This window comes from Mesorhizobium sp. GW821-FHT07A06, from assembly GCF_059419085.1.
Window position 1 is genome coordinate 1 of the sequence record NZ_JBWKRC010000023.1, and the last position, 23,638, is coordinate 23,638.

Annotated in this window: 24 protein-coding genes, 1 tRNA gene and 1 pseudogene; 7 read left to right on the top strand and 19 right to left on the bottom strand. The window is 61.5% G+C overall.

Annotated features, from left to right (window positions below; all coding sequences use genetic code 11):
• From AC07SZ_RS35260 to rpsL, 4 genes and pseudogenes are all read right to left on the bottom strand, one after another.
• A pseudogene (locus tag AC07SZ_RS35260) lies at positions 1-77 on the bottom strand (GTP-binding protein); the annotation flags it as partial.
• A gap of 67 nt (positions 78-144) precedes the next feature.
• A complete protein-coding gene (gene fusA / locus AC07SZ_RS35265; RefSeq protein WP_056568340.1) occupies positions 145-2,235 on the bottom strand; it encodes an elongation factor G in 2,091 nt (696 codons plus the stop codon).
• Positions 2,236-2,264: 29 nt separating this feature from the next.
• The gene (rpsG, locus tag AC07SZ_RS35270) at positions 2,265-2,735 is read right to left on the bottom strand and encodes a 30S ribosomal protein S7 (RefSeq protein ID WP_008875664.1); all 471 of its coding nucleotides are present in this window, start codon (positions 2,733-2,735) and stop codon (positions 2,265-2,267) included.
• A 60-nt stretch (positions 2,736-2,795) separates the two neighbouring features.
• Positions 2,796-3,167 (bottom strand): 30S ribosomal protein S12, encoded by a 372-nt coding sequence (gene rpsL, locus AC07SZ_RS35275; protein WP_006333356.1) that lies wholly within the window; start codon positions 3,165-3,167, stop codon positions 2,796-2,798.
• Positions 3,168-3,659: 492 nt separating this feature from the next.
• Here rpsL and AC07SZ_RS35280 point away from each other — a divergent pair, with 492 nt between their 5' ends.
• Together AC07SZ_RS35280 and AC07SZ_RS35285 are read left to right on the top strand one after the other, a co-directional pair.
• A complete protein-coding gene (locus AC07SZ_RS35280) occupies positions 3,660-3,941 on the top strand; it encodes a hypothetical protein (protein WP_056568343.1) in 282 nt (93 codons plus the stop codon).
• Between the two features lie 111 nt (positions 3,942-4,052).
• Positions 4,053-4,988 carry a Gfo/Idh/MocA family protein gene (locus tag AC07SZ_RS35285; protein ID WP_494917854.1) on the top strand — a complete coding sequence of 312 codons (936 nt, stop codon included), beginning with the start codon at positions 4,053-4,055 and terminating at the stop codon, positions 4,986-4,988.
• Between the two features lie 85 nt (positions 4,989-5,073).
• Here AC07SZ_RS35285 and AC07SZ_RS35290 read toward each other — a convergent pair whose 3' ends face one another.
• Entirely contained in the window at positions 5,074-5,472 is a 399-nt protein-coding gene (locus tag AC07SZ_RS35290; RefSeq protein ID WP_494917856.1) for a chlorophyllide reductase, read from the bottom strand.
• A 100-nt stretch (positions 5,473-5,572) separates the two neighbouring features.
• Here AC07SZ_RS35290 and AC07SZ_RS35295 point away from each other — a divergent pair, with 100 nt between their 5' ends.
• Positions 5,573-6,151, top strand: a complete 579-nt coding sequence (locus AC07SZ_RS35295; RefSeq protein ID WP_494917857.1) for a DUF2975 domain-containing protein — start codon at positions 5,573-5,575, stop codon at positions 6,149-6,151.
• Positions 6,152-6,161: 10 nt separating this feature from the next.
• Entirely contained in the window at positions 6,162-6,374 is a 213-nt protein-coding gene (locus tag AC07SZ_RS35300; protein WP_056568371.1) for a helix-turn-helix domain-containing protein, read from the top strand.
• A gap of 145 nt (positions 6,375-6,519) precedes the next feature.
• Here AC07SZ_RS35300 and rpoC read toward each other — a convergent pair whose 3' ends face one another.
• The 8 genes from rpoC to secE form a co-directional block, all read right to left on the bottom strand.
• Positions 6,520-10,716: a DNA-directed RNA polymerase subunit beta' gene (gene rpoC, locus AC07SZ_RS35305; RefSeq protein ID WP_056568394.1), complete on the bottom strand. Its 4,197-nt coding sequence runs from the start codon at positions 10,714-10,716 to the stop codon at positions 6,520-6,522.
• Between the two features lie 129 nt (positions 10,717-10,845).
• Positions 10,846-14,982: a DNA-directed RNA polymerase subunit beta gene (gene rpoB / locus AC07SZ_RS35310; RefSeq protein WP_494917858.1), complete on the bottom strand. Its 4,137-nt coding sequence runs from the start codon at positions 14,980-14,982 to the stop codon at positions 10,846-10,848.
• A gap of 250 nt (positions 14,983-15,232) precedes the next feature.
• On the bottom strand, positions 15,233-15,610 hold the full coding sequence (rplL, locus tag AC07SZ_RS35315; RefSeq protein WP_010909265.1) for a 50S ribosomal protein L7/L12: 378 nt from the start codon (positions 15,608-15,610) through the stop codon (positions 15,233-15,235).
• 54 nt (positions 15,611-15,664) lie between these two features.
• On the bottom strand, positions 15,665-16,183 hold the full coding sequence (rplJ, locus tag AC07SZ_RS35320) for a 50S ribosomal protein L10 (protein WP_019857958.1): 519 nt from the start codon (positions 16,181-16,183) through the stop codon (positions 15,665-15,667).
• Positions 16,184-16,556: 373 nt separating this feature from the next.
• On the bottom strand, positions 16,557-17,255 hold the full coding sequence (rplA, locus tag AC07SZ_RS35325) for a 50S ribosomal protein L1 (protein WP_056568375.1): 699 nt from the start codon (positions 17,253-17,255) through the stop codon (positions 16,557-16,559).
• A 4-nt stretch (positions 17,256-17,259) separates the two neighbouring features.
• Positions 17,260-17,688, bottom strand: coding sequence for a 50S ribosomal protein L11 (rplK, locus tag AC07SZ_RS35330; protein WP_010909262.1), 429 nt, complete (start codon positions 17,686-17,688; stop codon positions 17,260-17,262).
• Positions 17,689-17,877: 189 nt separating this feature from the next.
• Positions 17,878-18,405 (bottom strand): transcription termination/antitermination protein NusG, encoded by a 528-nt coding sequence (nusG, locus tag AC07SZ_RS35335; protein WP_010909261.1) that lies wholly within the window; start codon positions 18,403-18,405, stop codon positions 17,878-17,880.
• Positions 18,406-18,434: 29 nt separating this feature from the next.
• The gene (secE, locus tag AC07SZ_RS35340; RefSeq protein WP_010909260.1) at positions 18,435-18,638 is read right to left on the bottom strand and encodes a preprotein translocase subunit SecE; all 204 of its coding nucleotides are present in this window, start codon (positions 18,636-18,638) and stop codon (positions 18,435-18,437) included.
• A 518-nt stretch (positions 18,639-19,156) separates the two neighbouring features.
• On the opposite strand from secE, the gene AC07SZ_RS35345 reads away from it, so the two are divergent.
• Entirely contained in the window at positions 19,157-19,432 is a 276-nt protein-coding gene (locus AC07SZ_RS35345; RefSeq protein WP_494917859.1) for a hypothetical protein, read from the top strand.
• Here AC07SZ_RS35345 and AC07SZ_RS35350 read toward each other — a convergent pair.
• Entirely contained in the window at positions 19,429-19,620 is a 192-nt protein-coding gene (locus AC07SZ_RS35350; protein ID WP_056568378.1) for a hypothetical protein, read from the bottom strand. The two genes, AC07SZ_RS35345 and AC07SZ_RS35350, sit on opposite strands and share 4 nt — an antisense overlap.
• 179 nt (positions 19,621-19,799) lie before the next feature.
• Between AC07SZ_RS35350 and AC07SZ_RS35355 the strand changes: the two genes are divergently transcribed.
• Positions 19,800-19,976 carry a hypothetical protein gene (locus tag AC07SZ_RS35355; protein WP_155772409.1) on the top strand — a complete coding sequence of 59 codons (177 nt, stop codon included), beginning with the start codon at positions 19,800-19,802 and terminating at the stop codon, positions 19,974-19,976.
• Between the two features lie 54 nt (positions 19,977-20,030).
• On the opposite strand, the gene AC07SZ_RS35360 is transcribed toward AC07SZ_RS35355, so the two are convergent.
• Entirely contained in the window at positions 20,031-20,240 is a 210-nt protein-coding gene (locus AC07SZ_RS35360) for a hypothetical protein (protein WP_494917860.1), read from the bottom strand.
• 86 nt (positions 20,241-20,326) lie between these two features.
• Here AC07SZ_RS35360 and AC07SZ_RS35365 point away from each other — a divergent pair, with 86 nt between their 5' ends.
• Positions 20,327-20,878 (top strand): inorganic diphosphatase, encoded by a 552-nt coding sequence (locus AC07SZ_RS35365; protein WP_494917861.1) that lies wholly within the window; start codon positions 20,327-20,329, stop codon positions 20,876-20,878.
• Between the two features lie 67 nt (positions 20,879-20,945).
• Here AC07SZ_RS35365 and AC07SZ_RS35370 read toward each other — a convergent pair.
• From AC07SZ_RS35370 to AC07SZ_RS35385, 4 genes are all read right to left on the bottom strand, one after another.
• Positions 20,946-21,021: transfer RNA gene (locus tag AC07SZ_RS35370), tRNA-Trp, on the bottom strand.
• Positions 21,022-21,173: 152 nt separating this feature from the next.
• The gene (locus tag AC07SZ_RS35375; RefSeq protein ID WP_172373923.1) at positions 21,174-21,659 is read right to left on the bottom strand and encodes a group II truncated hemoglobin; all 486 of its coding nucleotides are present in this window, start codon (positions 21,657-21,659) and stop codon (positions 21,174-21,176) included.
• 87 nt (positions 21,660-21,746) lie between these two features.
• Positions 21,747-23,390, bottom strand: coding sequence for a COG3904 family protein (locus AC07SZ_RS35380; RefSeq protein ID WP_494917862.1), 1,644 nt, complete (start codon positions 23,388-23,390; stop codon positions 21,747-21,749).
• Between the two features lie 164 nt (positions 23,391-23,554).
• A partial coding sequence (locus AC07SZ_RS35385; protein ID WP_455749504.1) for an EF-Tu C-terminal domain-related protein occupies positions 23,555-23,638 on the bottom strand: 84 nt, incomplete at its 5' end.

A 23,638-nucleotide genomic window follows, 5' to 3' on the forward strand; every position in this document is an offset into this window, starting at 1 on the left:
GTCTTGCCATGGTCAACGTGACCAATCGTGCCGATGTTCACATGAGGCTTAGTGCGCTCGAATTTACCTTTTGCCATGTGATGTCTCCATTTCCTGCTCGCCCATGCGGGCTTTGAATTGCGTTACCGCGGCAGCTCTTTCGAGTTACGCGTACTTTTTCTGGACTTCCTGGGCGACCGCGGTCGGGACCGGCTCGTAGTGATCGAACTGCATCGTGTAGGCCGCGCGGCCCTGGCTCATCGAGCGCAGGTTGTCGACGTACTTGAACATGTTGGCGAGCGGCACCATCGCGTTGATGACGACAGCCACGCCACGCGCTTCTTGACCCTGGATCTGGCCACGACGGCCGTTCAGGTCGCCGATGACGCTGCCGACGTAGTCTTCCGGCGTCACGACTTCGACCTTCATGATCGGTTCGAGCAGCTGAACGCCAAGCTTGGGTGCGGCTTCACGGAAGCAGGCGCGGGACGCGATTTCGAAGGCCAGGACCGAGGAGTCGACGTCGTGGTAGGCGCCGTCGATCAGCGTCGCACGGACGCCGATCATCGGGAAGCCCGCGAACGGACCAGCGCCCATGACGCTCTGGATGCCCTTTTCGACACCCGGAATGTATTCCTTCGGCACGGCGCCGCCGACGATCTTGGACTCGAACACGAAGTCTTCGCCCTCTGTATTCGGCTCGAACACGACCTTCACGCGGGCGAACTGGCCGGTACCGCCGGTCTGCTTCTTGTGGGTGTAGTCCTGCTCGTGCTTGCGGGTGATCGTCTCGCGATAGGCCACCTGCGGAGCGCCGACATTGGCTTCGACCTTGAACTCGCGGCGCATGCGGTCGACGATGATGTCGAGGTGCAGTTCGCCCATGCCGGAGATGATGGTCTGGCCGCTTTCCTCGTCGGTCTTGACGCGGAAGGACGGATCCTCGGCAGCCAGGCGGTGAAGGGCGAGGCCCATCTTTTCCTGGTCGTTCTTGGTCTTCGGCTCGATGGCGATCTGGATGACCGGATCGGGGAATTCCATGCGCTCGAGGATGACCGGGTGCAGCGGATCGCACAGCGTGTCGCCGGTGGTCGTGTCCTTGAGGCCCGCCAGGGCAACGATATCGCCGGCGAAAGCTTCCTCGACGTCGGCGCGCGAATTCGCATGCATCTGCAGCATGCGGCCGATGCGCTCCTTCTTGCCCTTGACGGTGTTGTCGACCGAGATGCCCTTGGTGAGCTTGCCCGAATAGATGCGGGCAAAGGTCAGCGAACCGACGAACGGGTCGTTCATGATCTTGAAGGCGAGCATCGAGAGCGGCTCGTCGTCAACCGCATGACGCTCGATCTCGGCGTCGGTCTTGGCATCGACACCCTTGATGGCGGGAACGTCGGCCGGCGACGGCAGATATTCAACGACGGCGTCGAGCAGCGGCTGCACGCCCTTGTTCTTGAAGGCCGAGCCACAGAACATCGGGAAGAACTTGACCGCGATCGTGCCCTTGCGGATCAGCGAACGGATCTCGTCATTCGACGGCATCTTGCCTTCGAGGTAGTTCTCGAGGGCCGTCTCGTCCATTTCGACGGCGGCTTCGATCATCTTCTCGCGGTATTCCTCGGCGCGGGCCTTGAGGTCGGCCGGGATCTCGACGATGTCCCAGGCAGCGCCCAGGGTCTCGTCGCGCCAGACAAGCGCGTTCATGTCGACGAGATCGACAACACCCTTGAACTCGGTCTCGGCGCCGATCGGCAGCTGCATGACGACAGCCTGCGCACCGAGGCGCGAACCAATCATCTCGACCGAGCGGTAGAAGTCGGCGCCGATCTTGTCCATCTTGTTACAGAAGATCATGCGCGGCACGCGGTACTTGTCGGCCTGGCGCCAGACGGTTTCCGTCTGCGGCTCGACACCGGCATTGGCGTCGAGCAGCGCGATGGCGCCGTCGAGCACGCGCAGCGAACGCTCGACCTCGATGGTGAAGTCAACGTGTCCGGGGGTGTCGATGATGTTGAAGCGACGCATCTTGCCGTCACGGCCCTTCCAGAAGGTCGTGGTGGCCGCGGACGTGATGGTGATGCCGCGTTCCTGCTCCTGCTCCATCCAGTCCATGGTGGCGGCGCCGTCGTGCACTTCGCCGATCTTGTGCGACTTGCCCGTGTAATAGAGGACGCGCTCGGTGGTCGTCGTCTTGCCGGCGTCAATATGCGCCATGATACCGAAATTGCGGTAGTCTTCGATTTTGTATTCGCGGGCCATCGTAGCTGCCTCTCAGTCCTGTTCGCGCTTTACCAGCGGTAGTGTGCGAAAGCGCGGTTGGCTTCAGCCATCTTGTGGGTGTCTTCACGCTTCTTGACGGCGGTGCCGCGGTTGTTGGCCGCGTCCATCAGCTCGCCCGAGAGGCGGTCGACCATGGTGGTCTCGTTGCGGTTGCGAGCAGCCGCGATCAGCCAACGGATGGCCAACGCCTGGCGGCGCTCGGGACGCACATCGACCGGGACCTGGTAGGTGGCGCCGCCGACGCGACGCGAACGCACTTCCACATGCGGCGCGACATTGTCGAGCGCCTGATGGAAGACGGTGACCGGCTCCTGCTTGGTCTTCGACTGGACCTGATCGAGCGCGCCGTAGACGATGGTCTCGGCGACCGACTTCTTGCCGTCATACATGACGGCGTTCATGAACTTGGTAACGATCAGATCGCCGAACTTCGGATCCGGATTGATCTCACGCTTTTCTGCACTGTGACGACGCGACATGGCTTTTGCCTCTCAATCTCGTAGCCCGACGCGTTGAAGCAGCGCCAGGGCCGGAAAATCTTACTTCGGACGCTTCGCGCCGTACTTCGAACGGCGCTGCTTGCGGTTCTTCACGCCCTGCGTGTCGAGCACGCCGCGGATGATGTGGTAGCGGACGCCCGGAAGATCCTTGACGCGGCCGCCGCGGATCATGACCACGGAGTGCTCCTGAAGGTTGTGACCTTCGCCGGGGATGTAACCGATCACCTCAAAACCATTGGTCAGGCGGATCTTGGCCACCTTGCGCAGCGCCGAGTTCGGCTTCTTCGGCGTCGTCGTGTAGACGCGCGTGCAGACGCCCCGCTTCTGCGGGTTCTGCTGCATGGCCGGGACCTTGTTGCGCTTCACCGGCGCAATGCGCGGCTTGCGGATCAGCTGGTTGACGGTAGGCATTAAACCCTCTTGTCTCTCAATTCCGTGTCTCGCCCGGTCAGGGCCGCTCAAAGCGTCATTTCCATACGCAAATTCGGGCCACAAACCGCGCCTCGCGGTCTTGCCCGAACAAATGGCAGAGGAAGCGGAAGCCGCTTCATGCACGCCGGAAATGTCTTTTCGCTCGTAAAACGAACCCTGTTTGAGGCAAACTCCAAAGCGTGTCGCTTCGGAAAGGAGAGCCTCACATCGGTTCTGACTGGGCGGCTTCTACTCGCAAGCCCGCGAAGCGTCAACCCCGCAACGGCAAATATTGCATTGAAGCCCTGGCTTGGCAGCCATGCGAAAACCGCATGTAATTTTCTTTCGCCAATTTGCAAGGACGAGGAAGAAAGTGCCAAGCCTTTGCCAAAGGGAATGGCTTTTGGCTTTTGCGCGACCCCGCTTCATGCGAAAAGCCGCCTGAGCAACTCAAAATCCCCTCGCCTGCCCTTTGCCAGGAGGAATCAGTCCGTGAACGATAACGAAGAACGGCCGGTCACCATCATTACCGGCCGGGTGTGGAAGCGCAAAGGCGGCAAAGCGGAAGGCGTGCACATCATGCTGGTCGCTCCCGATGACGATTCGGCGGTGCGCCGCGCTCTCGAATCGCTTGCCGCGGAAGGTTACGCGGAGGCCGAGCTCGACCAGATCGGCGACATGGAAGGCGTGCCCGATGACGAGCCGCATCTGTCGGCCTACCAGGGCGCGCTTGAAGGCGAAGTTTCGATCGTCACCTTCGACGCGCCGATCTGAGAATCAGGCGCGGACGCGGCTGAGTCGGCCGGACCGATTCTCCATCCACTGCAACTTGCCCAGCTGTCGCTCACGCCTGGAAAAATCTGCCCTTCCCATTCTGGAGCCCCCATGTCCTCGAACAGCAATCCCATCAAGATAGGCATCGTCGGTGTCGGCAAGATCGTGCGCGACCAGCACCTGCCGGCCCTGGCGAAGGACGAGAACTATCGTCTCGCCGCCGCGGCAAGCCGGCACGGCAAGGTCGACGGCGTCCCGAATTTTCCCACCATCGAGGCGATGCTCGACGCGGTACCGGAACTCCACGCCATCTCGCTCTGCATGCCACCGCAATTCCGTTACGATGCCGCGCGCACCGCGATCGAGGCGAAGAAGCATGTCTTCCTGGAAAAGCCGCCTGGCGCCACGGTCAGCGAGGTCGAGGACCTGAAGGCACTGGCGGCAGAGAACAGCGTCTCATTGTTCGCCAGCTGGCATTCACGCTATGCGCCGGCGGTTGAGGCCGCGCGCACCTTCCTCGGTTCGACCAGGATCAGGTCGGCCGCTATCAACTGGAAGGAAGATGTGCGCCGCTGGCATCCGAACCAGGAGTGGATCTGGCAGCCCGGCGGCTTTGGTGTCTTCGATCCCGGTATCAACGCGCTGTCGATCGCGACCTACATCCTGCCGGCAATGTTCATCAGCTCTGCGGTTCTCGATTTCCCCGAAAACCGTGCGGCCCCGGTCGCGGCGCAAGTGACCTTCCGCACCTCGAATGGATTGCCGGTGACGATGGACCTCGACTGGCTCCAGAGAGGTCCACAAAGCTGGGACATCCTGGCCGATACCGACAAGGGCGCCATGGTGCTTTCGGGTGGTGGTTCCAAGCTCATCGTCGATGGCCATGTCGTGCATGATGAACCGGAAGCAGAGTACCCGATGCTCTACAAGCGCTTCGCCGAAATCGTGCGCGCGGGTATCTCCGACGTCGATCTCGCACCGCTGCAACATGTCGCCGACGCGTTCATGCTCGGCAAACGCAATGTGGTCGCGGCGTTTTTCGACTAGGCGGCGACAACGGAACGCCGCACCGCCTTCGTGCGGCGTTCACGGCTGAAGCAGTGGCGTGATCACTCTCAGGGGATTGGCTGTGTCAATCCTTGATCCGGCAGCCAGCGCGCTTCACCATGTCGGCGACAATCAACGGCGTTGCCGGCGTTTCGGACCAGTTGCTCCGGCTGGGCGCGCCCGTCTCAAGGGCGGCGCGCACGCTCCCGGTATCCAGCCGGAGCGCGGTCTTGCAAGAGACCATATGCGAGCCGCCGATCGTATCGACGATCACACCGGCCGCTTCCCCGACCCCGGCGACATAAGCAACCAATGTCTGCTTCGCTATCGGGCTCGAGTCGACCTTGGCAATCATCTCCATGACCTGTGCGACAGAGACCTGCCCCATCGCGGTGGACGGAAGGGCAACGGCGGCAACGGGCAGTGCGAACGCCACCGTGGCGCCAATAGCCGCCACGGGAATCTGGTGTACGAAGGAACGCATTGAATTCTCCTGTCTGGAATGTCATCTTGACAGAGCGCATCATGACGCATAAATTTATTATTGTAAAACGATAATTGTTTTCTATTTTGCGAGACCTATCATGACCGACTTTACCGTGACGGTTCCAGCCTCCGACCCCAACCGCCTAGCGAGGTTGAACCGCATCCGGCTTTTCAGCCTCGCCCTGGCGAGAGGCTGCATTCTTCTGGCGGCGCTTCTGGCGGCCGGGCTTGTCTTCTATTGGTTTTCAGCATCCCCCAGTTCTATCGCGGCGGACGCGCTGATGCCGCCGGAATGGCTGGCAGGTCTGGGTATGGGGAGACGAGCCGCGGGATTTGCGATCTCATTCGTGCCCCTCGCATGCCTGATCGTGGCGCTGATGTCCGCAAGGCGCTGCTTTGGTGCGTTCGCGGCCGGAAATTTCTTTGGCCGGGATGCGGTGAAGGGCCTGCGGGACTTTGCCCTGGGCCTGCTCGCATCCGCGTTGCTGAAGCCATTTTCGGCGACGGCGCTGTCTGTCCTTCTGAGTTCAGACGCACCCGCGGGCCAGCATCGCCTGACCCTTGGCTTTGGCAGCGACACGATACTGGCGCTGTTGGCGGCCGGCATAATCGCCGTCATCGCCTGGGTGCTGGCCGAGGCGGCGGCCCTTGCCGACGAAAACGCGCAGTTCATCTGAGGAACCGTTCATGCCCATAAGGGTCAGGCTCAACGTCGTCCTAGCCGAACGCAATGTGAAGTCCAAGGATCTGGCCGAGCATGTCGGCATCACCGAGGCCAATCTCTCCCTGTTGAAGCAGGGAAAGGTCAAGGGCATCCGCTTCGACACGTTGGAGCGTATCTGCGAATATCTCGACTGCGAGCCAGGCGATCTGCTGCGGTTCGAGAAACCATCCGAATAAAGCAACAAAAAAGCCGCCGGGTTACCCCGACGGCCTCGTTGCCTGAGATTTCAAGGCGGCCGTTTCACCGAAACGACCGCCTTATATTTTTATTCTGACGCAGTTCCAGAAGAACGGTTTCTCCCGGATTGCGTTGCCGCCGCGCTTACTGCGCGGCGGTTGTCATATCGGCCAGCATCGGCTCGGCGACTTCCACACCGGAGGCCTTGCGGCGCTCGTCGATGATCAGTTCGTCGCGCGAGGTGGCGATGCGCCGGATCTGGCTCATCGTGCCGCCCGTACCGGCCGGGATCAGCCGGCCGACGATGACGTTTTCCTTCAAGCCCTGCAGCATGTCGGTCTTGCCGGCAACCGCGGCTTCCGTCAGCACTCTGGTCGTCTCCTGGAAGGAGGCGGCCGAGATGAAGGACGGCGTCTGCAGCGAGGCCTTGGTGATGCCGAGCAGCACCGGCTGGCCTTCGGCCGGCTTCTTGCCGTCCTCGATCAGACGCTCGTTGACCTCTTCCAGTTCGATCACGTCGACGTGGTCGCCCGGAATGTAGGTCGAGTCGCCCTGCGTGGTGATCTCGACCTTCTGCAGCATCTGGCGAACGATCACTTCGATGTGCTTGTCGTTGATCGAAACGCCCTGCAGGCGGTAGACTTCCTGGATCTCGTTGACGAGGTAGGACGCAAGTGCCTCCACGCCCTTGATCGCCAGGATGTCGTGCGGCGCCGGATTGCCGTCGAGGATGTAGTCGCCCTTCTCGATGACGTCGCCGTCCTGGAGATGGAACGGCTTGCCCTTCGGGATCAGGTATTCGACCGGCTCCAGCGTCGAGTCATGCGGCTCGATGATGATGCGGCGCTTGTTCTTGTAATCGCGGCCGAAACGGATCGTGCCATCGATCTCGGCGATGATGGCGTGGTCCTTCGGACGACGTGCCTCGAACAGTTCGGCAACACGCGGCAGACCGCCGGTGATGTCCTTGGTCTTGGCGCTTTCCATCGGGATACGAGCCAGCACGTCGCCGGGACGAACCTGCGCGCCCGGCTCGACCGACAGAATGGCCTCGACCGAGAGCAGGAAGCGTGCATCGCCACCCTTCGACAGCTTGCCGACCTTGCCCTTGGCGTCCTGAACGACGATCGCCGGCTTCAGATCGTTGCCGCGCGGCGTCGAACGCCAGTCGATGACCTCACGCTTGGTGATGCCGGTCGACTCGTCGGCCGTTTCCTGGACGGAAATACCGTCGACCAGATCCTCGAACGCCACCTTGCCCTCGATTTCGGTGAGGATCGGGCGGGTATAGGGATCCCACTCGGCGATACGCTGACCACGCTTCACCTTGTCGCCATCGTCCACGAAGATACGCGAACCATAGGTGACACGGTGCGTGGCGCGCTCCTTGCCGGCTTCGTCGAGGATCAGCACCGCCATGTTGCGGCCCATGACCATCTGCTGGCCGTCGGAGTTGCGCACCACGTTGCGGTTGCGGATCTCGACCTTGCCCTCATAGGAGGCTTCAAGGAACGAGCTGTCCACCACCTGCGCGGTACCGCCCATGTGGAAGGTACGCATGGTGAGCTGGGTGCCCGGCTCGCCGATCGACTGCGCCGCGATGACGCCGACGGCTTCACCCTGGTTGACCGGGGTGCCGCGCGCCAGATCGCGTCCGTAGCAGACCGCGCACACGCCAACCCTGACCTCGCAGGTCAGTGCCGAGCGGATGCGGACCGACTGGACGCCGGCCTTTTCGATCTGCTCCACGTCGCGCTCGTCCATCAGCGTTCCGGCCTTGACCAGCAGGTCGCCGGTCACCGGATGGTTGATGTCGTCGAGCGCGGTGCGGCCCAGCACGCGCTGGCCGACCGAAGCAACGACCTGACCGGCATCGACGATCGGCTGCATGGTGAGGCCCTTGTCGGTGCCGCAATCCACGGAGTTGACGATGCAGTCCTGCGCCACGTCGACCAGGCGGCGGGTGAGGTAACCCGAGTTCGCCGTCTTCAAGGCGGTGTCGGCCAGACCCTTGCGGGCGCCGTGGGTCGAGTTGAAGTACTCGAGCACGGTCAGGCCTTCCTTGAAGTTCGAGATGATCGGCGTCTCGATGATTTCACCCGACGGCTTGGCCATTAGGCCGCGCATGCCGGCAAGCTGACGCATCTGGGTGGGCGAGCCACGCGCACCGGAGTGCGACATCATGTAGATCGAGTTCATCGGCTTCTGACGGCCATTGTCCTCGAACTCGACCGCCTTGATGCGGGCCATCATCTCGTCGGCGACCTTTTCCGAGCACTTGGCCCAGGCGTCGACGACCTTGTTGTACTTCTCGCCCTGCGTGATCAGGCCGTCATTGTACTGCTGCTCGTATTCCTTGGCCAAAGCCTCGGTGTCCGACACCAGCTTGATCTTGCTGTCCGGGATCAGCATGTCGTCCTTGCCGAACGAAATGCCAGCACGGCAGGCGTGAGCGAAACCGAGCGCCATGATGCGGTCACAGAAAATGACCGTCTCCTTCTGACCGCAATGGCGGTAGACGGTGTCGATCATCTTGGAGATGTTCTTCTTGGTCATCTCCTGGTTGGCGGTCTCGTAAGGCACGTTGACGTTCTTCGGCAGAAGCTCGCCGATGATCATGCGGCCAGGCGTGGTGTCATGGATCTTCGACACGACCTTGCCTTCGGCGTCGACCGTGCGGAAGCGGCCCTTGATCTTGGCGTGCAGGGTCACCGCCTTGGTCTCGAGCGCATGCTGGAGTTCGCCCATATCGGCAAACACCATGCCTTCGCCCGGCTCGTTCTGGTTGACGATCGAGAGATAGTAGAGACCCAGAACCATGTCCTGCGACGGAACGATGATCGGCGCGCCGGAAGCCGGGTGCAGGATGTTGTTGGTCGACATCATCAGCACGCGGGCTTCAAGCTGCGCTTCCAGGGACAGCGGCACGTGAACGGCCATCTGGTCACCGTCGAAGTCGGCGTTGAAGGCCGTGCAAACCAGCGGATGCAGCTGGATCGCCTTGCCTTCGATCAGGATCGGCTCGAACGCCTGGATGCCGAGGCGGTGCAGCGTCGGCGCGCGGTTCAACAGCACCGGATGCTCGCGGATGACCTCGTCGAGGATATCCCAGACCTCCGGACGCTCCTTCTCGACCAGCTTCTTCGCCTGCTTGACCGTCGAGGAATAACCCTTGGCGTCAAGACGGGCGTAGATGAAGGGCTTGAACAGTTCGAGCGCCATCTTCTTCGGCAGGCCGCACTGGTGCAGCTTGAGCTCCGGACCGGTCACGATGACCGAGCGGCCGGAATAGTCGACGCGCTTGCCGAGCAGGTTCTGGCGGAACCGGCCCTGCTTGCCCTTGAGCATGTCGGACAGCGACTTCAGCGGACGCTTGTTGGCGCCGGTGATGACGCGGCCGCGACGGCCGTTGTCGAACAGCGCGTCAACGGCTTCCTGCAGCATGCGCTTTTCATTGCGCACGATGATGCCGGGAGCGCGCAGCTCGATCAGCCGCTTCAGACGGTTGTTGCGGTTGATGACGCGGCGATAGAGGTCGTTCAGATCGGACGTGGCGAAACGGCCGCCGTCCAGCGGGACGAGCGGGCGCAGGTCCGGCGGGATCACCGGAACCACCTTCATGATCATCCATTCCGGACGGTTGCCGGATTCCATGAAGTTCTCGACGACCTTGAGCCGCTTCAGATACTTCTTCTGCTTGAGCTCGGACGTGGTCGAAGCCAGTTCCGAACGCAGGTCGCCGGCGATCTTCTCAAGGTCCATGCCGGCCAGGAGGTCATGAATGGCCTCGGCGCCGATCATGGCGGTGAAGGAATCCTCGCCATACTCGTCAACGGCGATCATGTACTCTTCCTCGCTGAGCAGCTGGTGCTCCTTCAGCGCGGTGAGGCCAGGCTCGGTGACGATGTAGTTCTCGAAGTAGAGGACGCGCTCGATATCCTTCAGCGTCATGTCGAGCAGCGTGCCGATACGCGAGGGCAGCGACTTCAGGAACCAGATATGGGCGACGGGAGCGGCGAGCTCGATATGGCCCATGCGCTCGCGACGGACGCGCGACAGCGTGACTTCGACGCCGCACTTCTCGCAGATGACGCCCTTGTACTTCATGCGCTTGTACTTGCCGCACAGGCACTCATAGTCCTTGATCGGGCCAAAAATGCGCGCGCAGAACAGACCGTCACGCTCCGGCTTGAAGGTGCGGTAGTTGATGGTCTCCGGCTTCTTGATCTCGCCGAACGACCAGGACAGAATCTTCTCAGGGCTGGCCAGTGATATCCGGATGGAATCGAACACCTGCGCAGGCGCCTGCGGATTGAAGAGATTCATGACCTCTTGGTTCATGCCGTTCTCCTTTTCGGGGTCCTCGAAAACCCCTTGCATCTAGTCGCGGGCCAAACGCCCGCCGCCTTTGTCGGCCACTGGCCGACGAATTGGTTGGCGCGCCACAACTTCGTGCGGCGCGCCGTAGCCTTACTCGGCCGCGTCGGGCAGCCGAACCGGGGCGTCGTCGAGCTTGGTGTTCTCCAGCTCGACATTGAGGCCAAGCGACCGCATTTCCTTGACGAGCACGTTGAAGCTCTCGGGAATGCCGGCCTCGAACGTGTCGTCGCCGCGCACGATCGCCTCGTAGACCTTGGTGCGGCCGGCGACGTCGTCCGACTTCACCGTCAGCATTTCCTGTAGCGTGTAGGCGGCGCCGTAGGCTTCCAGCGCCCAGACCTCCATTTCGCCGAAGCGCTGGCCACCGAACTGCGCCTTGCCGCCCAGCGGCTGCTGGGTGACGAGCGAGTACGGACCGATCGAACGCGCGTGGATCTTGTCGTCCACCAGGTGGTGAAGTTTGAGCATGTAGATATAGCCCATTGTCACCTTGCGATCGAACGGCTCGCCCGTGCGTCCGTCATAGAGCTGCGACTGACCGCTGGTGTGCAGGCCCGCCTGCTCCAGCATGATGTTGATGTCAGCCTCGTGCGCGCCGTCGAACACCGGGGTCGCGATCGAGACGCCGCGGCGCATCTGCTCGCTGAGGCGAACAATGCTCTCGTCGTCATACTCACGGATCGGTTCGTTGCGGTCATTGGCCGGCATGAAGCTTTCCAGCGTCTTGCGCAGCGGCTTGATGTCGCCGGCCGCCTTGTACGTGTCGATCAGCTCGCCGATCTTCTTGCCCATGCCCGCGCAAGCCCAGCCCAGATGCGTTTCCAGGATCTGGCCGACATTCATGCGGCTCGGCACACCCAGCGGGTTGAGCACGATATCGGCATGCGTGCCGTCCTCGAGGAAAGGCATGTCCTCGACCGGAACGATGCGCGACACGACACCCTTGTTGCCGTGACGGCCGGCCATCTTGTCGCCCGGCTGCATCTTGCGCTTCACCGCCACGAAGACCTTGACCATCTTCATGACGCCCGGAGGCATTTCGTCGCCGCGCTGCACCTTCTCGACCTTGTCCATGAAGCGCTGCTCGAGCGCCTTCTTGGAGTCGTCGTACTGGCCACGCAGGGCTTCCAGTTCGCTCTGGAGCTTTTCATTCTCCACGGCAAACTGCCACCACTGCGAACGCGGATACTCGTCGAGCGTGTCCTTCGACAGCGTCGAGCCCTTCTTGAAGCCCTTCGGTCCGGCGATCGCTTCCTTGCCAACGAGCACGTCGGAAAGACGCGCATAGACGTTGCGGTCCAGGATGGCCTGTTCGTCGTCACGGTCCTTGGCGAGGCGTTCGATCTCCTCGCGCTCGATCGCCATGGCGCGCTCGTCCTTCTCCACACCGTGGCGATTGAACACGCGCACCTCGACGACGGTGCCGAAAGTGCCCGGAGGCATGCGCATCGATGTGTCGCGCACGTCGGAAGCCTTTTCGCCGAAGATGGCGCGCAGAAGCTTCTCTTCCGGCGTCATCGGGCTTTCGCCCTTCGGCGTGATTTTGCCGACCAGGATGTCGCCCGGCTGCACTTCCGCGCCGATATAGACGATGCCGGCTTCGTCGAGGTTCTTCAGCGCTTCTTCCGAAACGTTCGGAATGTCGCGCGTGATTTCCTCCGGACCGAGCTTGGTATCGCGCGCCATGACCTCGAACTCCTCGATGTGGATCGAGGTGAAGACGTCGTCGGCGACGATGCGCTCGGAGAGCAGGATCGAGTCCTCGTAGTTGTAGCCGTTCCACGGCATGAACGCGACCAGCACGTTGCGGCCGAGCGCCAGATCGCCGAGCTCCGTCGACGGACCGTCGGCGATGATGTCACCCTTGTTGACCCGATCACCCATACGCACCAGCGGACGCTGGTTGATGCAGGTGTTCTGGTTCGAGCGCTGGAACTTCATCAGCCGGTAGATATCGACGCCGGACTTGCCCGGATCGAGATCCTCGGTGGCGCGGATAACGATACGCGTCGCGTCCACCTGGTCGACGATGCCGCCGCGGCGGGCGCCGATGGCGGCGCCCGAGTCACGGGCGACGATCGGCTCCATGCCGGTGCCGACGAACGGCGCCTCGGCGCGCACCAGCGGCACGGCCTGACGCTGCATGTTCGAGCCCATCAGCGCGCGGTTGGCGTCGTCGTTCTCGAGGAACGGGATCAGGGCCGCGGCCACCGACACCATCTGCTTTGGCGAAACGTCCATAAGGTCGACGTTTTCGCGCGGCGCCATCATCACTTCGCCGGCACTGCGGCAAATGACGAACTCGTCGACGAAGCCACCATTCTTGTCGAGCTCGGCATTGGCCTGCGCGACATGGTGCTTGGCTTCTTCCATCGCCGAGAGATAGACGACATCATTGGTCAGCTTGCCGTCGACGATCTTGCGGTACGGGCTCTCGATGAAACCGTATTTGTTGACGCGCGCGAAGGTGGCCAGCGAGTTGATCAGACCGATATTCGGGCCTTCCGGCGTCTCGATCGGGCAGATACGGCCGTAATGCGTCGGGTGCACGTCGCGCACCTCGAAGCCGGCGCGCTCGCGGGTCAGACCGCCCGGTCCAAGCGCCGACAGGCGGCGCTTGTGGGTGATCTCCGACAGCGGGTTGGTCTGGTCCATGAACTGCGACAGCTGCGAGGAACCGAAGAACTCGCGCACGGCGGCGGCGGCCGGCTTGGCGTTGATCAGGTCCTGCGGCATGACCGTGTCGATCTCGATCGAGGACATACGCTCCTTGATCGCGCGCTCCATGCGCAGCAGGCCGACGCGGTACTGGTTCTCCATCAGCTCGCCGACAGAACGCACGCGGCGGTTGCCGAGATTGTCGATGTCGTCGATCTCGCCCTTGCCGTCGCGCAGTTCGACCAGCGTCTTGACCACGGCCAAGATGTCTTCCTGGCGCAGAACGCGCACGGTGTCCTCGGCCTTGAGCTCGAGGCGCATGTTCATCTTGACGCGGCCGACAGCCGACAGATCATAGCGCTCGCTGTCGAAGAACAGCGAGTTGAACATGGCTTCGGCGGTCTCGAGCGTCGGCGGCTCGCCGGGGCGCATGACACGGTAGATGTCGAACAGCGCGTCCTGGCGGCTCTCGTTCTTGTCGACGGCGAGCGTGTTTCTGATATAGGCGCCGACATTGACGTGGTCGATGTCGAGGATCTTGATCTCCTGCTCGCCGGTGCCAAGCAGCACCTTGAGCGTCTTTTCGTCGATCTCGTCGCCGGCCTCGAGGAAGATCTCGCCGGTAGCGTAGTTGACGATGTCCTCGGCCAGGTAGTTGCCGAGCAGATCCTCGTCGGTCGCCTTGATCGCCTTCAGACCCTTCTCGCCGAGCTGGCGCGCCTGACGTGCGGTGATCTTCTTGCCGGCTTCGACAACGACCTCGCCCGTATCGGCGTCGACCAGGTCGCCGACGGCCTTGAGGCCGCGGAAGCGCTCGACGTTGAACGGAATGCGCCAGTGGTCGCCGGCGCGCACATAGCTGATCTTGTTATAGAAGGTCGACAGGATCTCTTCGCCGTCCATGCCGAGCGCCATCAGCAGCGACGTCACCGGAATCTTGCGGCGGCGGTCGATGCGGGCGTGCACGACGTCCTTGGAATCGAACTCGATGTCGAGCCAGGAGCCGCGATAAGGAATGACGCGCGCGGCGAACAGAAGCTTGCCCGACGAGTGCGACTTGCCCTTGTCGTGGTCGAAGAAGACGCCCGGCGAACGGTGCATCTGCGAGACGATGACGCGCTCGGTGCCGTTGACGATGAAGGTGCCGTTCAAGGTCATGAGCGGCATGTCGCCCATGTAGACGTCCTGTTCCTTGATGTCCTTGATCGACTTGGCGCCGGTATCCTCGTCAATATCGAACACGATGAGGCGCAGCGTCACCTTCAGTGGCGCGGCATAGGTCAGGTCGCGCTGACGGCATTCGTCAACGTCGAATTTCGGTCCTTCGAACTCGTACTTCACGAACTCCAGCATCGAGGAGCCGGAAAAATCGGAGATCGGGAAGACCGACTTGAAAACAGCCTGCAGTCCCTCGTCCGGACGCCCGCCCTTGGGCTCGTCCACCATCAGGAATTGGTCATAGGATGCCTTCTGAACCTCGATCAGGTTCGGCATCTCCGCAACTTCCGGAATCTTTCCGAAGAACTTGCGTACGCGTCTGCGGCCATTGAAAGTCTGGGTCTGGGCCATCGTCGCTCCTTAGCTCTAAACTCGGGACGGACCTCGCCGCGGTCCGCCTTGCATACCGAGCCGCCTGGGCGGCGGCTCTCTGTCTGTTCTCCGTTCGCCTTTCGGCGGCCGGCTAAAACGGGAGAAAACCCGTTTCCTGAAGGCCGGTCGCGGCCCTCAGGAAAGAGGTTCTCGTACATCTCGCGCTACGCGTCCTCCCTCCAGGCGAAGGGAGTGGCGGACGGCGCGAGGCCGCCCGCCGCTTTTACGCTTACTTCAGGTCGACCTTGGCGCCGGCTGCTTCCAGCTGGGCCTTGAACTTGTCGGCGTCAGCCTTGGAAACGCCTTCCTTGACCGGCTTCGGAGCCGCTTCGACCAGGTCCTTGGCTTCCTTGAGGCCAAGACCGGTGATGGCGCGGACTTCCTTGATGACGTTGATCTTCTGAGCGCCAGCGTCGGTGAGGACGACGTCGAATTCCGTCTTTTCCTCGGCCGGAGCAGCAGCAGCGGCAGCGCCGCCGGCAGCGGCAACCGCCACCGGAGCAGCAGCCGAAACGCCCCACTTTTCTTCCAGAAGCTTCGACAGCTCGGCCGCCTCGAGGACGGTCAGCTTCGAAAGGTCGTCTACGATCTTTGCGAGATCAGCCATTGTTGTATTCCTTCGTTAGGTTCGAACGTGTGTTTTTGATAGCGAGGAACGGCCTCATGCCGCCTCGTCCTTCCGGGCGTAAGCGCCGATGACGCGCGCGACCGAGGCCGCTGGCGCATTGACGATCTGGGCGATCCGGGTTGCCGGCGTGGCGATCATGCCAACCAGTCGGGCGCGCAGCTCATCGAGCGACGGAAGTGTGGCGAGTGCCTTCACACCGTCGGCGTTGAGCGAGGTGGTGCCCATCGCGCCGCCGAGAATGACAAGCTTGTCATTTCCCTTGGCGAAATCGGACGCGACCTTCGGCGCCGCAATCGGATCCTCCGAATAAGCAATCAGCGTCTGTCCCTTGAACAGATCGATGATCGATGCGGAGTCCGTGCCCTGAAGAGCGATTTTGGCGAGACGGTTCTTCGCGACTTTAACGGTGCCACCGGCAGCGCGCATTTTCGACCGAAGGTCGTTCATTTGCGCGACGGTGATACCGGCATAGTGGGCCACGACGACTGAACCTGCGTTTCCGAACGCTTCGTTCAGGCCCGTGACGAGTTCGCGTTTTTCCGCTCTGTCCACTGCCTATCTCCAGTTGACCCCTGCCCTGTTTCGAGGACAGGCGTCGGGTTGCCTTTTGCCGGCCGGGCCATCCAGTAACGGATCTCCCGAACGACGCTCGAGGATCCTGCCCCCTTTCGCCACACCGGCGGCAAGCCGACGATGCGCAGACAAAAGGCAAACACGGTTCGAACCTTTCATTGGAGCACTTGCTCCTTTGTCGGGTCTTCACCCGTCTCATGCAGGCCCACATGAATTAAGGCTTTTGGGCCGCCTGCAATCTCGGACAGGATGTCCGGAAGCCTTTCGACTTCCGGCACCGGGCCCAGGATAAATCCGGGGCCCGGAATTCAGTCTCGGATCGGCCTTTCAGCGGCCGATCCAAATTGTCTAATCAGGACGCAGCGAGCGTCGCGACGTCGAGCTTGAGGCCCGGGCCCATCGTCGAGGTGACCGACACCTTCTTGACGTAGTTGCCCTTGGCGCCAGCCGGCTTTGCCTTGGTCACCGCATCGGCGAAAGCGCGGATGTTCTCTTCGAGCGCCTTGACGTCGAACGAGACCTTGCCGACGCCGGCATGAACGATGCCGGCCTTCTCGACACGGAACTCGACCGCGCCGCCCTTCGATGCCTTGACGGCGGCGGCGACGTCGGTGGTGACGGTGCCGACCTTCGGGTTCGGCATCATGCCGCGCGGGCCGAGCACCTTGCCGAGACGGCCGACCAGCGGCATCATGTCCGGCGTGGCGATGCAGCGATCGAAATCGATCGTGCCCTTCTGGACGATGTCGACCAGGTCTTCCGCGCCGACGATGTCGGCGCCGGCGGCCTTGGCTTCCTCTGCCTTGTCGCCACGGGCGAACACGGCGACACGAACCGAGCGACCGGTGCCGTTCGGCAGATTGACCACGCCGCGGACCATCTGGTCGGCATGGCGCGGGTCGACGCCGAGATTCATGGCGACTTCGACGGTCTCGTCGAACTTGACCGAGGAACGGTCCTTGAGCAGCTTCAGCGCTTCACCCAGGGCATAAGCCTTGTTGGGATCAATGCCTTCGCGGGTCTTCGATACACGCTTTGCAATCTTTGCCATGATCTCAGCCCACCACTTCCAGACCCATCGAGCGGGCGGAGCCCTCGACCATGCGCATGGCCGCCTCGACGTCGTTTGCGTTCAGATCCTTCATCTTGGCGGTCGCGATTTCGCGCACCTTGTCGCGCGAAACGGTGCCAGCCTTGACCTTGCCCGGCTCCTTCGAGCCCGACTTCAGGTTCGCGGCCTTCTTCAGGAAGTAGCTCACCGGCGGCGTCTTCATGACGAAGGTGAACGACTTGTCCTGGTAGTAGGTGATGACGACCGGAACCGGCGATCCCTTTTCCATTTCCTGGGTCTGCGCGTTGAACGCCTTGCAGAACTCCATGATGTTAATGCCACGCTGACCAAGCGCCGGGCCGATCGGGGGCGACGGCGTAGCCGAACCCGCGGAAACCTGGAGCTTGAGCTGGCCTGCAATTTTCTTAGCCATCTCTTTTCCTGCCTTTGTCTATGCCGGCCCCACCATCAGGGAAAACACCGGCGGTTGCAGTCTGGTGGTGCGGTTCACGTGGCCGGCTAAAGCCACATTCGCCTCCCACCGTTCTCAGGCCGTGCGTTTCCGCACCGCCTCCCCCGATCGCCGAGCCGGCGTCGCCGGCTCAACATCGGGGATTTCGGCTCAGCCCTTTTCGACCTGTCCGAATTCCAGATCGACGGGCACGGCGCGCCCGAAGATCGAAACTTCCACCTTGAGCCGCGCCCGCTCCTCGTCCACTTCCTGGACGAAACCGTTGAACGACGCGAAAGGACCATCCGAAACGCGGATCGCCTCGCCGATCTCGAACGTGACCGACGGCTTCGGCCGCTCGACGCCTTCCTGCACCTGGTTCAGGATGCGCTGCGCTTCCGCCTCGGTGATCGGCACCGGCTTGGAGTCGCCAAGAAAGCCGGTGACCTTCGGCGTGTTCTTCACCAGGGAGAACACGGCATCGGTCAGGTTGGCCTTCAGGAGCACGTAGCCCGGGAAGAACTTGCGCTCGGCATCGACCTTGCGGCCACGACGAACCTCGACGACCTTTTCGGTCGGCACCACGATCTGCTCGATATCGGCGGACAAGCCCTTCTGCTTGGCCTTGTTCTCGATGTCCTCGGCGACCTTCTTTTCAAAGTTCGAATAAGCGTGGACGATGTACCAGCGCGCAGCCATTTTTTTAGACTTCTCCGTATTCGCCGGACTTAGCGTCCAATGCCCAGAATCTGTTCGATCGCGAGGCCCATCAACTGATCGGCGCTGAAGAAAAAGATCATCGCAATCACAGCGAAGGCCAGAACCATCACCGTCGAGATCATCGTTTCGCGCCGCGACGGCCAAGTCACCTTGGCGGTCTCCGAGCGAACCTGCTGGAGAAAGACGAAAGGATTTGTGGTTTTCGAAGCCATATGCCGCCTGTCTTCAAGACCCGTTGGCCGGGCCTCCTGGATGATCCCGCTGGCCGGGACGTGCCGCCTGAGCCCAGTCTCGCGCCGAATCAGCGCAATCATTTCGCCCATGCAAATCAGACGCGTAAAGCCGGCTTCCCAGCTCCACGCGTCGCGTGCCTGTTCCGTCTACATAAAACCGATTCTTGATCCACGCAAGTGGCAAGTGTCCGCTTTATGACCAAACGCCGCCTCGGAACCATCCAGTCGTTCCGTCCCGGCTATGGCGCCCTTATGCCCCAATCGGGCTAATATGGCAAGCGTGTCGCCGGTTTTCAAAGGCCGGTCCGCAGAAATATGGTTCTTGATGGCCATTTCGAGAATGGGAGGAGTAGCGGGGTTGAACCTACGACCCGCGATTCTTCAGGCCGATTGTCCTTACTGCATCGCGTGCCCCCCCGGTGCACATTCGGTATTCGACGAGGAAAATTGGATCAACGGCTGGGCGGAATGTCTTGGGGCCTTTTACAGAGGTCGGCTTGACGCAGTTCGGCGGAGCTCGACCCGCCTCGCCCATCGCCACCCTCGGAACCATTGTTCGTTCCGTGCCGTTGGGTGTTCGGAAGGGGCATCATCAAATGCAAATGTCGGAGGATTTAGGCAAATCGCCGGAAAAAGGCGGTGACGGCGTGGTGCGCCGTTTGGTCGAAGAAACCGGCATTACCGAAAACCAGGCCCGCGAGCTAATCGTCTTCCTTGGGCTAAATTGGACATCGCTTCTGCGAGAGGCCAGGATCTTAAAACCGAGGCATTAGATCCGTACGACCTTATCGAGACCAAGGCGAAGTCGCTGACCTTCCGCAAAGGCTAGAGCGAACGATTCCAGTTCGAATGATCGGGTAATTTCCTGATCCGCCTCGATCACGCGCACGAACCATTCGCCGCAGGCTTCGACCACTTCGACCGCTGGTTGGCGTATGCCATCTGGGAGCACGTCATCCATCGCGTTGCCTCGCGAGCAATGGGGAAACGCCTATTGTCATAACGCTCAGCCAAGGTGGCTTTCAATATCAAATGTGGTTGACCCGGATCCAGTCCTAGCCGGGTCTGATCGCCTTCATTTTCCAGGGAACATTTTTTCAAGTTGGCACTTTTTTGGCCGTCAGACCAAAGGAGGCTGTCATGAAGCGGCGCGTCGATCGCGAAAAGATTGAACGGGCGAACCGCGAGAGCAAGGTCGTGCTGGATGCGGAACGCAAGGCCAGGGAAGATAAAACGGCGCGCCTACGAGAACAGCGATTGGCTTTGCAGGCAGGCAGCCCACAAGTTACGGCGCAACGCCGGAGCAATCCAGATTAGAGCCGGAAGCGGCTTTGCGATCGGCAGACCCGGCGCCGTCCGCTTTCAGAGAGCCTACTTGTGCTCCTGACGCCTTTCGATCTCGTATGTTAGCCATCGGCAGAACATGCCAGCAATTGACGCTGCGGCGCCGCCAAGTAGGCAGGCGATGAGCAGCGGACTTTGTGAAGCGCTTTTCCAACTCACGATGGCGAGGAGGACAACGCTCAGCGTTGAAATCAAATAGCCCACACCCTTGAGCATTTGCAGAGCAGCTTTTGTCATGCCTGAAATCTCCTTGAAGGCTGCACTTCGGAACATTCTTCACGCCCCGAAGTTCCAGAGCCGACCCACATCTGCGAGGCGTCTTGATGCCCAACTTTCTAAAGCTGCCGACAAAGGCGAATGCCCTGATCAGAGTGGTGATCGAAACCCCACGTGGTGCCGCGGCGAAATTGGCCTATGATCCGGCGACGCAGGTTTTTGGATATGTCCGCCCTTTGCCGGTTGGAATGAGTTATCCTTACGATTGGGGCTTTGTTCCCTCCACATTGGGCGAGGATGGTGACCCTCTTGATGGGCTCGTCATTCATCAGGCGGCTACCGCGCCAGGCGTGATCATCAAATGCCACTTGCTGGGTGCGTTGCGTGTCAAGCAGAAGGATCGGGACGGCAAGGCAATCCGCAATGATCGATACATTTTCTGTCCTCACAAGGAGGATGCGGAAGACGAGCCCGCGGTCGCAGACCAAGTGCCCGAGCACCTCAGGCGGGAAATCGAGCAGTTCTTTCTCTCATCGGTGCTTGGGACCGGAAAAACCATCAAATTCAAGGGCTGGCAATGCGCTGACGAGGCATTACGAGCGATCCGCAAGGGCATGAAGGCCTTTGCTGCTCGCGGATCAAGCCGTATTAAGGGCTAATCGTTCGGCTGGCTATTCCCGCCAACCGAACGGCATCCAATCCTTTGTCGCGATTTTCCTGGGAAAATGGCACGGGCAGCAGGGCTCGAACCTACGACCTGCGGTTTTGGAGACCGCCGCTCTACCAACTGAGCTATGCCCGTATCGTGTGCGCCTCGGCGCAGCAGGGGTTTCCTAAAAGCTTCCGCGCTCTGTGTAAAGAGTGGTTTGCACGCAAACGCGCCTTCATCCCCTCGCCGGAGATCCGGACCACCGATGACTGGCCGCCGCTTCGGCCTGTTCTGGACGTCTACGACTACGATTTCACGGCCGGCGGCTTGTATGGCCCGCCAGGCACGCCCCAACCCCAGGCCGGCATCGGTTCGGTTTCCGGATCGCAAGTCTCGCCCAGATTGGAATTCATCTTGGCCAGCCGCGATCCCCATTCGACATAGCCCATGAAGGCCGAACGGAACTCGGGATCGTCGGGCAGGCCAACGGCATCGGCGGCATCGGCGAGCAGGTTGATCCAGCGGCGGCGCTGCTCCTCGGTCAAATGCTTGCCCAGATGATGCATGACCATCTCGCGGTGGCCGCCGAACTTTTCGCTGTAGGTCTTCGGTCCACCGAAGACCTCGCCGATGAAGGCCGCGACATGGGCGGGATGGTCTGGCGACATGGCCTTGAACACCGGCCCGACGACCGGGTCCTGCGCCACCTTGTCATAAAAGGTCCGTGTCAGCCGGTTCAGGGCTTCGCTGCCGCCGGCCCATTCGTAGAGTGTCGGAACGTCCTTGCGCATGGTCACCTGTCCTCGATGCCGCTGACGGTAGCGGAAAGACCCGGCCGGCCTCAACCTGCCTCGATGGCCAGTTCAACATACGCGACGTTACAGTTTGGCCGGCATGTCGGCTTCGGCATTGGCAGACGGCACGACCCGGCAATTGTCGGGCCTCGGAACCGATCTGCATATGGTGGCGCCTGTCATTTCGTCAGCAGACTGACGTCCGGTCGCCAGCCCGAATTTGAGTATCGTCTCACGATCAAGCTGCTGTTGATCCGGGGAAATGGCGAACAGGCCAGGCCTGACCGCCATTTCCTCGAGATACGCATCGACCTTGTCCTGAAAGCCAAGGGATCCCACGCTTAGGCGCACGGCCGGACCAATCAAGCGTCTGACGCCACCGGCAACCATGATCGGACAGGCCGAAGCACATTCGCCCTCCGATTCGATGGTGAGCCCGCCATGGACGCCCTCCTTGGCCAGGCAATCCGCCGAGGGATCGCAATCCACGAAATCGGTGTGAGCGACGACAACGTCGAGCCTGCGTTCCCGGATGAGCCTGCCCGCCGCAAGCGCGCCCTCGACATCTCCTCCTCGCGAGCTGATGACGATCGGCAGCCGCCGGCCGGCGACGGCATCGAGCGCCTGGCGCAGGCTTTCCGGCGTCCGCGCGGTGATCGTACCCTCCGCCGAGATCCATTCCGGGCAGTCGGGATCGCACAGCGGGTTGCTGCCGCGGACGAGCACAAAACGCATGTCCGCTTCCTTTGGCGCCGTAGTCCTGGCCGACGAGGGTAGAGCGGGGCCTGCCTGGGCGGTCGCGACATTGGCCGGCCTTGTCCCTTTGTCCTTGTCCGTCAATATCTCCCGGCAATTCGCCGGCATCGGATCTGCCTTGCAGATCGTGCTGGCGGTGAAAAGCTCGACGGTGTCCAGGGACGTGACGAGGTTCATCCGAAGCATGTTTTGGAGAACCAATTGATGGATATCGGTGGCCGGCGTGTTCTTCATCGTCAGGAGTACGCCGTCGCCTATCCCCATGCCTTTCAGATAGGCCGAAAGCTTCTTCTCGACCGCCTTGCTCATTTCGTAGGTCTTGTAGCTGCCCGCGTTCCTCCGGCTGACAATTTTGGTGCTGATGATCTTCTTCCTGCCGTTCACGATCCGGTAGGTGGTCCGATAGAGCAGCTTCTCGCGCTGGTAGGTGGTGGTGATCTGGTGGACGCCGAGATAGGCGAAGTCCCCGACCACGCGGCGAATTCCGCCGGAAAACATCAGCGGGCAAGCAGAGTTGCACATGGCGCCGTTGTCATAGGCTGTGCCAAAGTAGTCGGTGCCCTTGTCCTTGCAATCCTTCATCCGCGGCTCGCAGCCGGAAAACGCCGTCGTGCCGACGGCGATATCGAGCCTGTTCTTGCGGATCATCCGGCCGAGGGTCACCGCAGCATCGACGTTACCGCCGGGGGAATTGACGACCACGGGCAATTGGCGGCCTTTGAGCGCCTTGAGCGTGCGCTTGAACAGCGATGGCGTGCCCGCCTCGATGGTGCCTTCAGCCGATATCCATTCGGGACAATTGGGCTCGCAGCCCGGCACATTGCTGCGCACGACCGCGAACCGCATCGACGGTATGTCCAGCGACTGCTCCTGAGCCTGCGCCGCCGAGACCGACAGCACCATGGCCGTCAACAGCACGACACGGACCAGCGCCCGCAACCACCATGCCTCGAAACAGCGCCCTGGAACCACTCTTTCGCCAAGCTCCCGCAATGCAAGCCATACTAGTTGGCGCGATGGCGCTTGCAACAGCTTTGAAATACCCACCGCTTGCGGCTGCCCCCGGCTGCCCGGAAACAAAAAGGGCGGCCCGAAGACCGCCCTTTCCCTGTCGATCCGGCCAATGCCGGCGTCGATTATTCCTTGATGGTGACGACGATGCCGGCACCGACGGTGCGGCCGCCTTCACGGATGGCGAAGCGCAGCTTCTCTTCCATGGC

Bases quoted from the DNA above. Each gene is read 5' to 3' on its own strand.
- fusA (WP_056568340.1), bottom strand. From the start codon at position 2,235: ATGGCCCGCGAATACAAAATCGAAGACTACCGCAATTTCGGTATCATG.
- rpsG (WP_008875664.1), bottom strand. From the start codon at position 2,735: ATGTCGCGTCGTCACAGTGCAGAAAAGCGTGAGATCAATCCGGATCCG.
- rpsL (WP_006333356.1), bottom strand. From the start codon at position 3,167: ATGCCTACCGTCAACCAGCTGATCCGCAAGCCGCGCATTGCGCCGGTG.
- AC07SZ_RS35285 (WP_494917854.1), top strand. From the start codon at position 4,053: ATGTCCTCGAACAGCAATCCCATCAAGATAGGCATCGTCGGTGTCGGC.
- AC07SZ_RS35290 (WP_494917856.1), bottom strand. From the start codon at position 5,472: ATGCGTTCCTTCGTACACCAGATTCCCGTGGCGGCTATTGGCGCCACG.
- AC07SZ_RS35295 (WP_494917857.1), top strand. From the start codon at position 5,573: ATGACCGACTTTACCGTGACGGTTCCAGCCTCCGACCCCAACCGCCTA.
- AC07SZ_RS35300 (WP_056568371.1), top strand. From the start codon at position 6,162: ATGCCCATAAGGGTCAGGCTCAACGTCGTCCTAGCCGAACGCAATGTG.
- rpoC (WP_056568394.1), bottom strand. From the start codon at position 10,716: ATGAACCAAGAGGTCATGAATCTCTTCAATCCGCAGGCGCCTGCGCAG.
- rpoB (WP_494917858.1), bottom strand. From the start codon at position 14,982: ATGGCCCAGACCCAGACTTTCAATGGCCGCAGACGCGTACGCAAGTTC.
- rplL (WP_010909265.1), bottom strand. From the start codon at position 15,610: ATGGCTGATCTCGCAAAGATCGTAGACGACCTTTCGAAGCTGACCGTC.
- rplA (WP_056568375.1), bottom strand. From the start codon at position 17,255: ATGGCAAAGATTGCAAAGCGTGTATCGAAGACCCGCGAAGGCATTGAT.
- rplK (WP_010909262.1), bottom strand. From the start codon at position 17,688: ATGGCTAAGAAAATTGCAGGCCAGCTCAAGCTCCAGGTTTCCGCGGGT.
- nusG (WP_010909261.1), bottom strand. From the start codon at position 18,405: ATGGCTGCGCGCTGGTACATCGTCCACGCTTATTCGAACTTTGAAAAG.
- secE (WP_010909260.1), bottom strand. From the start codon at position 18,638: ATGGCTTCGAAAACCACAAATCCTTTCGTCTTTCTCCAGCAGGTTCGC.
- AC07SZ_RS35350 (WP_056568378.1), bottom strand. From the start codon at position 19,620: ATGGATGACGTGCTCCCAGATGGCATACGCCAACCAGCGGTCGAAGTG.
- AC07SZ_RS35355 (WP_155772409.1), top strand. From the start codon at position 19,800: ATGAAGCGGCGCGTCGATCGCGAAAAGATTGAACGGGCGAACCGCGAG.
- AC07SZ_RS35360 (WP_494917860.1), bottom strand. From the start codon at position 20,240: ATGACAAAAGCTGCTCTGCAAATGCTCAAGGGTGTGGGCTATTTGATT.
- AC07SZ_RS35365 (WP_494917861.1), top strand. From the start codon at position 20,327: ATGCCCAACTTTCTAAAGCTGCCGACAAAGGCGAATGCCCTGATCAGA.
- AC07SZ_RS35375 (WP_172373923.1), bottom strand. From the start codon at position 21,659: ATGCGCAAGGACGTTCCGACACTCTACGAATGGGCCGGCGGCAGCGAA.